The following is a 14,588-nucleotide window of genomic DNA, read 5'->3' as shown; positions in this document are numbered from 1 at the left end:
CTTGAGAGGAAGAGGGAAAAAGGTCGGTTCGATGCATTTATCCCACCCAAACCTACCCCTCCCCATCCGATCGTGCCCTGACGTCAAGCATGTAGCCCTCGCCACGGATCGTCCGCAGTAACCGTGGCTCCTTGATGTCTTCTCGCAGCTTATGTCGCAGCCTCGATATCTGGACGTCGATGCTGCGATCGAACGCATCGATGGACTTCCCTCGGGCCGCATCCATCAGGTACTCACGACTCAGCACACGGCCCGGCGCAGAAAGAAATGCATTCAGCAGTCGAAATTCAGCGTTCGAGAGAGGAATGACGGTGTTGTCGGGCGCAATCAGATGACGGCCGATCAGACTGAGACGCCATCCCGCGAATCGCCGCTCGTCCTTCGGCTCGGGTACCGCCCTCGCCTGCGCCTTGGTGCGGCGAAGGATCGTCTGAATTCTCGCGACCAGCTCACGCGGCTCGAAGGGCTTCACGACGTAATCGTCCGCACCGAGTTCGAGGCCGACAATTCTGTCGGTCATCTCGCCACGCGCAGTCAACATCACGATGGGAATCTCCGACGATGTGCGCAATTCCCGGCATAGCGTCAGCCCGTCGCTGTCGGGAAGCATCAGATCGAGCACGACAATATCGATGTCGTTGCGCTCAAGCGCATCATGCATCTCCTCACCGCTGGCAGCCTGCGTACAGGTCATGCCAAAGCCGGCGAGGCAATCGCAAAGCAGACTCCGTATCTGCGCATCGTCGTCGACGACAAGTACGTGCGTTGCCATGGTCATTTTCCTCTTTTAGTCCCCCGCCACGTCGATTCGACGCGCCCGATTTCCGGATTATCGGCGACAAACGTGCCAGCAATCTTGCGGCTTTGTTGCGGTCTTGAAACATTCGGCGTCAGTGCCTCGCATCGTCTATGTATCAATCCCGATACAAAGTCGAGATGAAACAGAAATACCTGCGCCGTAACGTGACTCCACACCTATGCAGGTAGGAGACACGTAGTCCATGAATTACGCTCAACCCAAACCGCCCGCCCGGAGACTGCTTGGCATCGGCGTTGCCCTGCTTGTGCACGCACTGATTCTGTATGCCTTGCTGAGTGGGCTCGCCACGCGTGTCGCGACGATCATTCAGGCGCCCATCGAGACACGAATCATCGAGGAAATCAAACCTCCGCCTCCGCCGCCGCCCCCTCCGGTCAAGAAGATCGCGCCGGCCCCACGCCCCGTCGTGCCACCCAAGGCCTACGTGCCACCGCCTGAAGTGCAGGTACAGGCCACCCCGCAGCCCAACGCGATTGCCGCACAAAGCGACAAGCCTGTCGCCACGACACCGGTTGCGCCGCCGGCACCCGTCGAAAGCAAGCCGGTGGCAGCCAACGTCGGTGTCGTCTGTCCGAATTCCGCACAAGTCCGGGCTGCGATCCGCTATCCACGCGAAGCGCTGCGCGACAACATCACCGGCAACGTCCTCATCGAATTCATTGTCGGCACCGACGGGCAAGTGAAACAACTTCGTGTCGCCCGCTCGGCAGCCCCGGCGCTGGACCGGGCGGCCGAGAGCGCGGTGCGGCAGTTCCAGTGCGTCGCACAAGGTCAGGATGTGCGCGTTCAAGTGCCGTTCGATTTCCAACTCAATTGAGGCGGTCCGCAACCGCCCTTCTTCCCCCTCTGAACTCACGTCAAGGAGACGACCATGTTTCAGTTCCCATATCGTGCCACACCGCGTAAGCGCCGCCCCCTGGTCTCAACCGCCGTTATCTGCGCGCTCACCACGCTCGTGGCGCTCGCTTCACCGGGCGCACACGCTGCCTCGGCGGAGATCAACCCCTACGGGCTGCAAGCGCTTTGGGAAGGCGGCGACATGATCGCTCGCGGGACCCTGCTCATTCTCGTCATCATGTCGATGGGAAGTTGGTACATCATCGTCGCCAAGCTGCTCGAACAGGCCAAGATCCTGCGACGCGCACGTGCCGCGGAAAAGACGTTCTGGAACGCCGCCTCGCTCTCCGAAGGGATCCGCTCACTCGATGCAGGAAGTCCGTTTCGTTACATTGCCGAAACGGCGCTGTCGGCACGCGATCATCACACCGGTGCGTTGCTCGATCAGGTCGACCTGAATACCTGGATCGCCAGCGCCATCGAACGTGCCATGACCGGCGTATCGAATCGTCTCCAGGATGGACTGTCGTTCCTGGGCACCGTCGGTTCCACCGCCCCGTTCGTTGGCCTTTTCGGCACCGTCTGGGGCATCTACCACGCGCTCACCGCCATCGGCATTGCCGGGCAAGCCTCCATCGACAAGGTCGCCGGGCCTGTGGGGGAAGCGTTGATCATGACGGCAATCGGCCTGGCCGTCGCCGTTCCCGCCGTGCTCGGATACAACTGGCTTGTCCGTCGCAACAAGGCCGTCATGGAGCGCGTGCGCGAGTTCGGCAGCGAACTGCATAACGTGCTGCTGACAGGAAAAACGACAGCCGCCGCTGCATTGGCGACCCGAGCCGCTCAAGTCGCTCGCGTGGGGTGATGTCATGGCGATGACCCTATCCGGCGGGAGCGGTGGTGCAGAGCACGACGAGGTCATGGCGACAATCAACACGACGCCGCTGGTCGACGTCATGCTGGTGTTGCTCATCATCTTCCTGATCACCATTCCCGTGGTCTCGCATACCGTTCCCGTCACCCTGCCAAAGGAATCGGTCCAACCCCTGCAAACCACACCTCAGAACATCGTCCTCGCCGTCACCCACGACGGTGAGGTCTATTGGGACGAGCGACGGATTCCCGATGCCACAACGTTGCTGGAAAAACTCAAGGCGGTCGCCGTACTGACACCCCAGCCCGAAGTGCATATTCGCGGCGACCTCGATGCCCGCTACGCCGCCATCGGACGGGTTGTGCTGGCATGCCAGCGCGCCGGCATCGCCAAGGTCGACTTCATTACCGAAGCGCCGCCGCGCCAATAGTGCCGACGGCGCGCTACCCCAGGAGACTGTCATGGCCATGACCATGCCATCGGGCGCTGGCGAGAGCAGCGACATCATGGTGGAGATCAACACGACGCCACTCATCGACGTTATGTTGGTGCTTCTGATCATGCTGATTCTCACCATTCCGATTCAGACGCATGCCGTAAAACTCGACATGCCCACGCCTTCCAATGCGTCACCCGCGATCCCACCGCTCGTCGTGCAAGTCGATGTCGATGAGCAAGGCGTTGTGGCATGGAACGGATTGCCGCTCAACGACCGCACACAGTTGGAGACTCACCTCACCGAAGCGGCAACGTCCACGCCCCCCACCGAGCTGCACCTGCGCGCCGACGCGAAAGCCCCTTATCGATCGGTCGCGATGGTCATGGCGTCGGCGCAACGGCTCGGCGTGACGCGCATCGGACTGGTGGGCAACGAGCGTTTCGCGCAATGACATCTCGTCTGTCCGCCGATGTCCGCGCGCGCTGACGCACTACTACTGGACTTCAAATGTTCGATTCGAATACCGAAACGCCACAGTATGAAACGGCGGCTCGCCGCGGGAGGTATGCGGGGATCGGGGCGTGGCTCGGGCTTTTTGCTCTCGTCATCGTGACGTTCTTCGCCAATGTCGATCGCCAGATGCTGGTGCTATTGGCCGAGCTCATTCGCGCAGAATTCGGCCTTGCCGACATTCAGGTGGGACTGCTGCAAGGCGCCGGTATCGCGCTGTTTGCAGGCGCGGCGGCCATTCCGATCGGGTGGCTCGCGGACCGGCTGGATCGCCGGATCGTTCTGGCACTCTGCATCCTTCTCTGGAGTGCCGCGACTGCCGCCTGCGGTTTGGCGACCGGATTCTGGACGCTCTTCATCGCCTCCATCGGGCTGGGCATCGGCGAAGCGGGACTCATGCCGATCATCTACGGCTTGCTCCCCGATCTATTTCCTGCGCGGCAACGCATCCTCGCCAACTCCGTCTTTGCACTGGTCAATCTATTGAGCGCCGGCGCGGGCATGGCGCTTGGCGGCTTACTGATCCAGGGGATCGACACCCTGCACGGCGTCTTGCCCTTCGGTCTGGGCAATGCGTCCACGTGGCGTATCGCGTTCTTCGCCGTAGCCGTCCCCGCGCCGCTGCTGGTACTGATCGTCGCGATGATCCGGCCGCGCTATGCGCATTCGAACCTCCAACGCGCGACCGGCAACGTATCGCCCGCCGGGCCCGCTGCCGGGGAGTACTTCCGCAGCGAGATGCCGATGATGATCCGATTTTTCGGTGCGATCGCACTGATCAACATGGCCTTTGCCGGCACTACCACCTGGATACCCGTCGTCGCCGTGCGCTTCTTCGGCGCGACGCCGGCAACCGCCGGCGCCGGACTAGGCAGTGCAGCGATGGTGGGGAGCGTCGTCGGATGCGTTCTCGGCTGGCTCCTCGCTCGCCGCCTGAGCACACGCCTCGGCGTACTCGCCCCGCTACGGGTATGCGAGTGGGGGGCCCTTGGGGCCTGCATCGTCAGTCTCGGCTATTTGATCGCGCCATCCGTGTCCTGCCTCTACGTCCTGTTCGGTGCTCAATTCATGTGCGTCGTCGCCGGGATGATCATGTTTCCGGGCCTGATGCAGAGCATTTGTCCGCCCTATCTGAGATCGAGAGTGGCGGCCATCGGGGTCCTGACAACCGTGCTGATGCAATCCGGCAGCCCTGTCGCCATTGGCCTGATGTCGGATCACCTGCACGGCACTGCCTCGGGTCTCATCTGGGCCATCGTTGCCGTGGCCCTGTCCGGATTCATCGTGGCGTGCCTCCTAATGCGCAGTGCGGCCAACGCGGTACGTCTCGCTATCGAACGCTACGCCTAAGATCAAATGACAACTCCCTGCACGCTCTCCACGCTCGTCGAACGATGGCCGCTGGCCACCCCCTTCCACGTCTCGGGTCACACCGTCGAAGCCGCCAGTGTTCTGGTCGTATCTTTGCGGTCCGGTCAGCATGAAGGTCGGGGCGAGGCCGCCGGCGTCTACTACCGGGGGGAAACGCCGGACGGCATGGCCGATCAGATTGCGGCGGTGCGTCCCGACATCGAGCGCGGTATCTCCCGGGAAGACCTCATCGCGCTGATGCCTGCGGGTGGCGCCAGAAATGCCGTCGATGCAGCGCTGTGGTCTCTGACCGCTCAGCGTCGTGGCACGACGGTCGCACAACTTGCCGGACGCCCGCGCCTGCGCCCGCTGCGAACGTCGTTCACTGTCGGCGTGGATACCGTGGAAGCCATGGCCGAAGCGGCTCGCGGCTATGAAGACGCCTTGGCACTGAAGATCAAACTGGACGGAAGCCCACTCGACGCGGATCGATTACTCGCGATCCGAGCGGCTCGCCCGGGCGTCGAACTGTCTGTCGACGCCAATCAGGGGTGGACGCAAGACCACATGATCCGGATGCTGCCGGTGATGCAGCACGTTGGCGTCGAGCTGCTGGAGCAACCGCTGCCCGTGGGTGAAGACGTATGTCTTGAATCGATGTCGTATCCGATCCGTCTGGCCGCAGACGAATCGTTTCAGGATCTGGACGATCTCGCCACCGTCGCCCGCAGGTACCACGTCGTCAACGTCAAGCTGGACAAGTGCGGCGGCCTCACGCGAGCGCTTTCGCTGATCACGCCGATTCGGGATCTCGGGCTTTCGGTCATGGTCGGATGCATGCCCTGCACGTCGCTCGGCGTCGCCCCGGCCTACGTGCTGGGACAGTTGAGTGATCGGGTCGACCTCGATGGCCCCTGCTTTCTGGCCGAGGATCGCACGCCTTCGTTCCAATACCGCAATGGCTACCTGCTGGGCCCCGCTAGCCCTTGGGGCAGCGATGAGACTCACCATGAGGCGAATTGATACGGGAGGAAATGCCGTGTCGGCACAGGAGCGATTTGACAGCGAGGCGCTGACAGCACTGTTTGCTCCGTTCAACCGAAGCGATGCACCCGGCGTCGTCGTGAGCGCCGCCATTGGCGCAGACGTGGTGTTACGCCGCGCCTACGGCATGGCGAATACGGGACTGGGTCTTGGCCTGGATGTTCGAACCCGGCTGCGTATCGGGTCGACGACCAAACACATGACATGCCTCGCGGCCCTGCTGCTCCGGGAAGCAAAAGCGCTGGATATCGATGTGCCGATCCGCCGCTATTTGCCGGAACTGACGGGTATTGCCGGTGACGCGCCCCTCCGCTCGCTCATGACGCACACCAGCGGCCAGCGCTGCGCGCTCGATATATCGCTCCTCACCAACGGATTGATCGCGCCCCAGCCCGGCTACCTGCTCGACATTCAGCGCCGGCAAACAGGCGTCAACTTTCCGGCGGGCGAGCGGATGATGTACTGCAACGGCGGATATCACCTGATTTCGCTAGCAATCGAACGTGTCAGCCAACAATCGTTCGCGGCATTTCTCGCCTCTGAAATCTTCGAACCGCTGGGCATGAACGATACGTTCTGTCTGTCCGGCGATGATCAGATCCAGCCCCACATGGCCGCGAGTCATGTCGGGAGCGGCACAGGATCTTACGACCGGGGGATATTTCCTTCGCGTGAGATTCTCGGTGAAGGCGGCGTCGTCTCGTGCGTGGACGACATGCTCAAATGGTGCGCCCATTTGCGCGGAATCAAGCGCGTGGGTAGCCCTGCCACATGGGAATTGATGTTCTCGTCCCCCGTGTTCTCCAGCGGCCTGCGCAGCGATTACATGATGGGGTTGAAGCGCACGCAATATCGTGGGTGTGAACTGATCCACCATGCCGGTGGTGTCGTCGGCGGATCGTGTCAAATGCTATGCGTTCCCGAGCACGGCATCGACGTTGTGCTGCTTAGCAACGGGGCTGTTTCGGCGCCAGCGGCGCTCTCGCTTCGCATGCTGGATGTCTTGCTGGCCGACGAGATGAAGGAAGCCCCTGCCCCGACACCGGCCAGAATGGTCTCCGCCTCCGAACGAGCCGGGACCTATCGCGAAGCGAACGGAGATATCGTGTACGACATCGTCGAGCGCGGGGGATACATGATGCTAAGCGGACCGCTGGAACCGAGCACTCCAACGCTATATCAAGAGCATTCCCTCGAAACCGATACGAGCGAATTTGCCTTGGAGTCGAGCGGCGATGGCACATTCCGACTCTGCTGGGCGCCCGCCACCGAGCCGGGCGATGTCGAGCACTTGCACATTTTGCATTGCGGTCATGCGACCACCTATCGCCGCATCGAGATGCCGCCCTCCGTGGGCATCGAAGACATCGACGCCCTGAGCGGCGCCTATGCGAGCGAAGAAGCCGATGCTCGTGCGATGCTACGACCTGCCGGATCGGTACAGGATGTGCACGGCGGCGATCGCCCCATCCTGTCGCTCGAGATCGTGGGCAGAGCGGGCGAATGCCACTACGACGTCTTCCCGGTCGACATCGATCTTTTTCGCTTCTCGCCGAGAGGGCCAAACGCCACCACAGCGGGAACAATTACCATCGTCAGGCTGCCGGGCACCCGGGACGTCGCGGGACTTTCCATCAACACCCCCCGCACGCGAAACCTTCGATTCGCAAAGTCCCTAACGTGAATGTCGAATCCCGCTCCCTATCGTCGGGGCGGGAACTCGCGTTTTGGAGTGCCCGCCCCACGTCAACGTTAGCCGATACGAGAGAACGCCAGCGCCCGCGTGCGTGACGTGTACAGGGAGAAGCCAGTGGCCTGGTCTGCGCGACGCTCCACAAGTGCAGTGCCCGTGGAGAGTGCAGAGGCATCCGCTGGCTCGAAGGTCCAGACATCGCGGGTAAGCGCACTCAGGCGATAGCGCACACCTCCCGTCGCGCCACGAATGGACAGCGTCGGAAGCCCGTCTTCAATCGAGATGACGGCGTGTGCGTCGGCATCGTGACTGGAGTATTGACCACAGAGCCCTTCCACTCCCTGCGCCTCAACCGGCGGGGCACCTTCATATCGATTCAGTGTGACGGCATGTCCGCTCTCGATGAAATCGATGGACGGAACGTCTCCCGCTGCCGTGCGCGCATGAGGTACGACCCGGGTCTGGGCACCGGCGCCATCTTCGATACGATATCCACGCTCAAGCGCGATAAGCGGCTGCGCAAGGTGTGGCTGATGATGGAGTACGGCGTGCAGACGTTCGTCCCGCTCGACGATCTCCACAAACTGAAGGGGCGCAACGGACAGATATTGGCCGACCAGACCGGGGTTTGCCGAAGTGCTTGCTGCGGCTTGTCGCGGCGGGCCGAGCACCTCGTCTCCAAGAACAATATCCACAATCTCGGTCGCCAGCGAGACCGGGTCGACCGGTGCGCCATTGCTCATCAGAACGATGTCCAGCGCATGCGAAGGCACCGTCAACATCTGACACGTTCCGCCGAACACGCCACCGGCGTGATGGATGGTCTCGACATTGCGGTACCGAGTGCGCATCAGCCCCAAGGCGTAGACGCCGGTTTCCCCGCTCGAATACCGAGGCATCGTCAGCATTTCACGCCACGTATCGGGACTCCCCAGTCTGTCGGGATGACGGAGATGGCCGGCCCACGTCAACATATCGTCGATCGTGGAAACGATACCGCCTTCACCCAATACGTCGACGCAGGGAAACAATCCGCGCAGATACCCACCGGCCCCGTCGGGAACATGCTGTGTCGCCATGCGCGGTCTGATTCGCAAGTCGTCGCTGACGGACTCGGTGTCGTTCATGCCCATGACGCGGAAGATCCGCTGCTCAAGAAACTGCTCAAACGACATACCGCTGACGCGCCCGATGATCTGCGACAGCAGGTGGTACCCACCGTTGCAATAGATCATGCGCTCCCCCGGAGGGAAATTGACGTCTCGCTGACGTAGCTCGATCGCCAACGGCGCCCCCGGCAAAATCGTGGACACACCTTGCGTCATCACGGACAAATCCAGATAGCAGCGATAGCCACTGGTGTGCGTCATCAACTGGCGCAGCGTCGGTTCGCCCGCCAACTCGGGTAATTCGGGCATATACGTGCGAACGCCCGCATCGATATCCAGCTTGCCGTCTTCCGCAAGCAGCAGCGCCGCCAGGCAAGCAAAGTGCTTGCTGGTCGAGCCGATTCGCATGCGGGTCGCCGGCGTGTTGGCGACCCCATGTTCGAGGCTCGTCATGCCGAACCCCTTGCGGTACAGTGCCCGCCCGTCACGCGCGATCCCGATCACGAGCCCCGGGGCATCGCTCCGATTGAATGTCGCCAGATGGGCATCGAGGCGAGCGTGCAGGTCTTTTTGCTGCAAAGTCATGTGAGATTCTCCGGTATTGCGGAATTCGGATCGACGTCGATCAGAACGGAACGGTGAGCACGGCGCCGATGGTGCGCGGCTGTTCCACACTGACCAGCGCCGGCCCGCCAAGCGGCATCAATGCGGTGCCCGCAGCGAGCAGCGCGCGCCGATCAAACAGGTTGCGCACGTAAAGGCTCAGACTCGCCTTGCCGAAGTCGATCCCTGCCTGAAGGTCTGTCACCGCATAGCCCGGCAGCGGGTAATCCGGGCGGCCGTTGCTGCTGCCGAATCCCGCATGACGACGGCCAACGAATCGTTCCGCAATGCCGACGTATGAGACGTATGAACCGAGCGAGAAGCGATACGTCCCCGTCAAGGTTGCCGAGAACTTCGCAGAGTTCGGCAGCGGGTCCCCCGATTGCGTCCCGGTGGAGGCGTTTCCTTGTGTCAGCCTGGCGTCGATGTAGGAGAAGCCCATGCCGAAACTCCAATGCCGATCGGGGCGGAAGCTGCTCGCCAACTCGAACCCCTTGATGCGGGCGTTACCGGCGTTGAGCACCTGATTGACACCCTCCAGTGCACCAAGCTGCTGGATGTTCTTCCACTCGATGTCGTAGACGGTCGCTGACAACGAGACACGCTTGTCGAACAAGTCGGCCTTATAGCCAGCCTCATATGTCCAGAGCGTATCGGGCTGGAACGTGGCGCTACCGTTACCGGGCTGCCCCGTGATCGGGCTGACGAGCAGCGCGTTCGGTCCCCCCGGGCGATAGCCGCTGGCTGCGCGGGCATACACATTGCTGTTCTCGGTCAACGCATAGCTGGCAGTCAGCATGTACGTCTTGCTCGTGTCAGACGACGGCGCAGAAATCGACTGCGGCGGCCCACCCAGAAGCCCCGATGTGGTCTGGTCGTAGGTCTGACGATTGTGGGCGATTCGCACGCCCCCGGTGAGCGCGAGACGCGGTGTCAGGTGATACGTCAGATCGCCATACGCCGCATATTCGGTGTAGGTACTCGGCGCCGTCAGCCCGGAGAGCGAGGCCGACGAACCGTCGGGAAACGCCGCGACAATGCCCTGATCCGACTCGCTGCGCTCCCGGGTAAAGAAAAGTCCCCCGAGCCATTCGAGACGTTGATTCGCGGGCGACGTCAAACGAAATTCCTGAGTCACCTTGTTCGTTGTCGCCAGATTCGCCGCGACGACCGAGTTCAGATTGAACCCTTGCGCGGCCAGCGCCGGCACGTAGACCACCGACAGGTCCTGAGGTTGATCCGTTCTCACCGATTGATACGACGTGATCGAATTGAAGCGAGACCATCCGAAGTCGTACTCCACGCCCAGCGAGTAGAGCTGGACGTTTTGATGGAACGGCTCCGGGGCGTAAATCCGCGTTGTCAGATCGCCATCGACAGGTTGGCCGCTCTTGTCGTAGGCAACGTAATTCGGCGCGTTTCGATTGATGTTCTGCGTGATCGCGCTCAGACGCACTGTGAACTGGCTGGTTGGCGTCAAGAGCAACGACGCGCGCGCACCGTAGGTGTCGCCCCTGTCGATTCGACTGCCCGCCTGGGGACCGACGGCATCGACGTAGCCAGCATCGTGTTGGCTGAATGCCGAAACGCGCACGGCGGCCACATCGTTCTTGATTGGAATATTCAGCACCGCGCTGGCGGTATTGCCAATGCCGCCGTGCTTGGTCGACGACATGCCCGCGCTGGCCTGGCCGGAGAACGCATTGGTATCCGGCTCGTTGGTGACGTACTTCAACAGCCCGCCCATCGCGCCCGCGCCGTAGAGCGTGCCTTGCGGCCCGCGCAGCACCTCGATGTGGTTCAGATCGAGCAGGCTCATGTCCAGCGCGAACGTGGCGCCTTGCGAGAAGACCGTGCTCCCCCCGAAGGCGACATCGTCGACGTAGACACCGACGGTCGGACCGGTTTGTTCCCCGGTCGTCACGCCGCGCATGCTGATCTGTCCGGCACCGCTTCCGCCTTGCGTATTGAGATCGACCCCAGGTTCCGACGACAGAAAATCGGACATCGTTTTCGCACCGCTCTTCTGCAACTCATCTGCCGAAATGACATTGATCTGCATCGGCACTTCGCGCGCCGGTTCACGACGACGCGTTGCCGTCACAACGACGGTGTTGAGCGTCGCGCCGTCTTTCGCCGATACCACGGTCGCGGTTTGCGCCGCATCGCCCGATCTTGCGTTTGTGTCAATCGACGGGTCGACATTCTCAGCGTCTGCACTCACAGCAGACGCCGCACCGGGCAATGCCGCCGTTTGGGCATATCCGTAAGCTGACGCCAGTCCCAGCAGCGAACCGACCAACCAGGTTCCTCCGCGCGGGCGAAACCTGAATCGATGCAAGTTGACTGCGGTATGCCTGCGATGTTGTTCGATTGCCACTGTCGTCTCCTCCGGGATTTCCGCACGTCGGTCATCACAGATGCCTTCGCGCTAGGGATCGTTTCGCGTTATCTGTCCACGTTCTTTCGAGTCTCGGCTCTGGCATGAACGTTATTTGTGCGATATTTCTGGTTCATGTGGACTTTGTATCGCGCGTGAAACATAGCCCTCACGGCAGTGGCTTTTCGCACCTGCGGGAGTTCGGTGCGAGGTGACGGCTCCCGGATATTTCCGTCCTGAAACAATCTGTTGATGAAGACGCTACACGGCGGCGGGATAATGGCGGGCATGTTCGAGTCTTCTTCCACCGCGCCCGCCGCCACCATCATGCAAAAGCCATCGTTCGATTCCGCGTTCTATCGGCTGCTGTTTGTCATGCTCGTCATGGTGGCCCTCACGCAAGCCGGCACCGGCATCCTTGTGTATACGCTGTACTCCTCCGAGGCCTTCAAGCCGCCTCCCGGCATGTCGACCGGGCTGCAGTGGGGTCTCGCCACCGCCGTGCAGATCGTTCCGCTGCTCGTCTCGTCCTGGGTCGGCGCGCGGATGCTGTCGGTGCCGTTCAAGTCGCTGGCCGCAGGTGCCGCAGAGTTGTCCCGCAATATGGACGCGCCACCGATTCCCGAAGCGGGCCCGATCGAAGCCCGGCAGGCCGCACGTGTTTTCAACTCGATGCAGGCGGCCATACGGCGTCAGGTCAACGACCGCAATCGCTTTCTCGCGGCCGTCTCGCACGACTTGCGCACGCCGCTCACGCGCATGCGTCTTCGTCTACGGACGCTCGAGACCTCGGAGTTCAGCGATCGAATGGTGGCCGATATCGACGAAATGACGCAGTTGCTCGACGCAACACTCTCGTTTCTGCGCAACGAGGCCGTGACGGAAGAACTCAGCCCCATCGATATGGATGCGCTCGTAGACGCCATCGCGGAAGACGCGTTGGAACGTGGCCAAAAGGTCTCCGTGCATGGCGCCATCGCCCCGCTGCTCGCGCAGCCGCTGGCGTTGAAGCGTTGTCTCAGCAATCTGGTGGCGAATGCCATCCGCTACGGGGGCGAGGCTCGAATTCAACTGATCGACGGCGATGAGGAAGTTCAGATCGATATCGTCGATCAGGGCCCCGGCATTCCGGAGCGCGATCTTGAGCGGGTACTAGAGCCATTTTTCCGGCTTGAGCAATCCCGTAGCCGAGACACCGGCGGTACCGGGCTCGGGTTGGCCATTGCACACGACGTGGTCAAGCGGCACGCCGGTTCGCTGACGCTGCTCAATGGCAGGGACGGTGGCCTGATTGCACGCGTCGTGCTGCCAAGGCGATAGGTGTCTGCAGCACCGACGCCAACGTTCGGACGAACGTCTTCCCACGTGTGTGTCAATGTGGATACACATTGCTCACAATCCGGCAACGCGGTCTCAATAGAGTGTGTGCAACGGTTTTCTTCACACCTCTGGACTCGCAATGAAGATCTTCGCGGCACATCTCTCGACAGAAACCAATACCTTCGCGCCATGCCCCACCGGGTGGGGAGGATTTCAGGAATACGGGATCTTCCGGGGCGATGCAAGCATCCGCTCGCCTGAAGGTGTGGGCTATCTGCTAGCAGAGCTTCGGCGACTCGCTCAGTCGGAGGAGCACGAGATCGCCGAAGGCCTGGGCGCAGAGGCGCAGCCTTCGGGGCCCGTGATCCGGGAAGTCTATGAAACGCTGCGCGATGAAATCGTCGCCGGTGTACGCGCAGCACTGCCGCTTGACGCCGTCGTCCTCATGCTTCACGGCGCGATGGTGGCGCAGCATTACGACGACTGCGAAGGCGATCTCCTTGCGTGCATTCGCGAAGTTGTCGGCCCCGATGTGCCGATCGCGGCAACGCTCGACCCCCACTGTCATTTCACCGAGCGGATGCAGTGTGCGGCCGACATTCTCATCGCCTACAAGGAATATCCGCATACCGATGCAATCGACCGGTTGCGCGAGGTCTATCGACTGGTGACGCAGGCCGTGGAGGGAAAAGTAAAACCAGTCACGGCCGTATTCGATTGCCGTATGGTCGGGGCATGGCACACCACATCGGAACCGATGGCCGGCTTTGTGCGGCGAATGAAGTCCTTCGAGGGACGCGATGGAATTCTCTCCGTGTCTCTTGGCCATGGCTTTCCCTGGGGCGATGTCCCCGAAGCCGGTGCGAAGCTCTGGGTGATTGCAGACCGCGACCCTGCGCTCGCCAGTGCACTGGCACACCAACTCGGACAGGAATTCTGGGCGATACGACGTGAGGTCCAGCCCCAATGGCACGATCTGGATCACGGGCTCGACATCGCCCTGGCCGTAGGTGCCGGCCCGGTGGTCGTAGCCGATGTTGCCGACAACCCCGGCGGTGGCGCCCCCGGAGACAGCACCTTCATCCTCCGGCGGGTCGTCGAGCGCGGTATTCCCGATGTCGCATTGGGTTGCTTCTGGGATTTGGGCGCCATTCAGATCTGTGCGGATGCCGGCGTCGGCGCCACACTCGACCTTCGCATTGGCGGTAAGTGCGGTGCCGCGTCAGGCGACCCGATTGACCTGCGCGTTACCGTTCGGGCCGTGCACGATACGCATTCGCAGAGCATCTCCGGGATGTCGATCCCGCTGGGTCGCTCGATCTGGGTGGAAGGGCCCAACGGATTGGACATCGTGCTGGTGTCCGTGCGAACACAAGTCATCGGCGTGGACGCATTCACGGGCATCGGTGTGCCAATGGACGCCAAGCGACTCGTGGTCGTGAAATCGACTCAGCACTTCCAGGCGGAGTTTGCCCCCCGGGCGAAGGCGATCGTTCACGTCGCGGCGCCCGGTGCACTGACGCCAGATTTCGCAGCCATTCCCTATCGCCACCGCGACCTTAACTACTGGCCTCGCGTTGAAAATCCGTTCGCGTGATCCGGGGCGCAT

General features: G+C 61.9%; 12 protein-coding genes. 9 read left to right on the top strand and 3 right to left on the bottom strand.

Going from position 1 to position 14,588, the window contains the following annotated elements; translation table 11 throughout:
* Positions 1-52 precede the first annotated feature (52 nt).
* Positions 53-772: a response regulator gene (locus tag PI93_RS04710; protein WP_039366877.1), complete on the bottom strand. Its 720-nt coding sequence runs from the start codon at positions 770-772 to the stop codon at positions 53-55.
* A 229-nt stretch (positions 773-1,001) separates the two neighbouring features.
* On the opposite strand from PI93_RS04710, the gene PI93_RS04705 reads away from it, so the two are divergent.
* The 7 genes from PI93_RS04705 to PI93_RS24770 are packed head-to-tail and all read left to right on the top strand — an operon-like array spanning position 1,002 to position 7,558.
* Positions 1,002-1,637: an energy transducer TonB gene (locus PI93_RS04705; RefSeq protein ID WP_039366873.1), complete on the top strand. Its 636-nt coding sequence runs from the start codon at positions 1,002-1,004 to the stop codon at positions 1,635-1,637.
* Positions 1,638-1,691: 54 nt separating this feature from the next.
* A complete protein-coding gene (locus tag PI93_RS04700) occupies positions 1,692-2,522 on the top strand; it encodes a MotA/TolQ/ExbB proton channel family protein (protein WP_080759051.1) in 831 nt (276 codons plus the stop codon).
* Positions 2,523-2,526: 4 nt separating this feature from the next.
* On the top strand, positions 2,527-2,961 hold the full coding sequence (locus PI93_RS04695; protein ID WP_039366869.1) for an ExbD/TolR family protein: 435 nt from the start codon (positions 2,527-2,529) through the stop codon (positions 2,959-2,961).
* Between the two features lie 31 nt (positions 2,962-2,992).
* Complete coding sequence (locus tag PI93_RS04690) at positions 2,993-3,421, top strand: ExbD/TolR family protein (protein WP_039366866.1); 429 nt, start codon at positions 2,993-2,995, stop codon at positions 3,419-3,421.
* Between the two features lie 56 nt (positions 3,422-3,477).
* Positions 3,478-4,830 carry an MFS transporter gene (locus PI93_RS04685; RefSeq protein WP_039366862.1) on the top strand — a complete coding sequence of 451 codons (1,353 nt, stop codon included), beginning with the start codon at positions 3,478-3,480 and terminating at the stop codon, positions 4,828-4,830.
* Positions 4,831-4,836: 6 nt separating this feature from the next.
* A complete protein-coding gene (locus tag PI93_RS04680) occupies positions 4,837-5,853 on the top strand; it encodes a dipeptide epimerase (protein ID WP_039366858.1) in 1,017 nt (338 codons plus the stop codon).
* Positions 5,738-7,558, top strand: coding sequence for a serine hydrolase domain-containing protein (locus tag PI93_RS24770; RefSeq protein WP_080759050.1), 1,821 nt, complete (start codon positions 5,738-5,740; stop codon positions 7,556-7,558). The genes PI93_RS04680 and PI93_RS24770 overlap by 116 nt, the downstream gene beginning before the upstream one ends.
* A 68-nt stretch (positions 7,559-7,626) precedes the next feature.
* Here PI93_RS24770 and PI93_RS04670 read toward each other — a convergent pair whose 3' ends face one another.
* Both PI93_RS04670 and PI93_RS04665 read right to left on the bottom strand, forming a co-directional pair.
* A complete protein-coding gene (locus PI93_RS04670) occupies positions 7,627-9,261 on the bottom strand; it encodes a serine hydrolase domain-containing protein (protein WP_039366853.1) in 1,635 nt (544 codons plus the stop codon).
* 40 nt (positions 9,262-9,301) lie between these two features.
* The gene (locus PI93_RS04665) at positions 9,302-11,503 is read right to left on the bottom strand and encodes a TonB-dependent receptor (RefSeq protein WP_236105736.1); all 2,202 of its coding nucleotides are present in this window, start codon (positions 11,501-11,503) and stop codon (positions 9,302-9,304) included.
* A 444-nt stretch (positions 11,504-11,947) separates the two neighbouring features.
* Here PI93_RS04665 and PI93_RS04660 point away from each other — a divergent pair, with 444 nt between their 5' ends.
* Positions 11,948-12,979 (top strand): ATP-binding protein, encoded by a 1,032-nt coding sequence (locus tag PI93_RS04660; protein ID WP_039366914.1) that lies wholly within the window; start codon positions 11,948-11,950, stop codon positions 12,977-12,979.
* Positions 12,980-13,118: 139 nt separating this feature from the next.
* The gene (locus PI93_RS04655) at positions 13,119-14,576 is read left to right on the top strand and encodes a M81 family metallopeptidase (protein ID WP_039366851.1); all 1,458 of its coding nucleotides are present in this window, start codon (positions 13,119-13,121) and stop codon (positions 14,574-14,576) included.
* Positions 14,577-14,588 lie beyond the last annotated feature (12 nt).

The organism is Pandoraea fibrosis (assembly GCF_000807775.2).
Taxonomy (GTDB): Bacteria; Pseudomonadota; Gammaproteobacteria; order Burkholderiales; family Burkholderiaceae; genus Pandoraea; species Pandoraea fibrosis.
The sequence above is the reverse complement of the archived record's forward strand: the minus strand, read 5'-3'. Positions and strand labels throughout refer to the sequence as shown.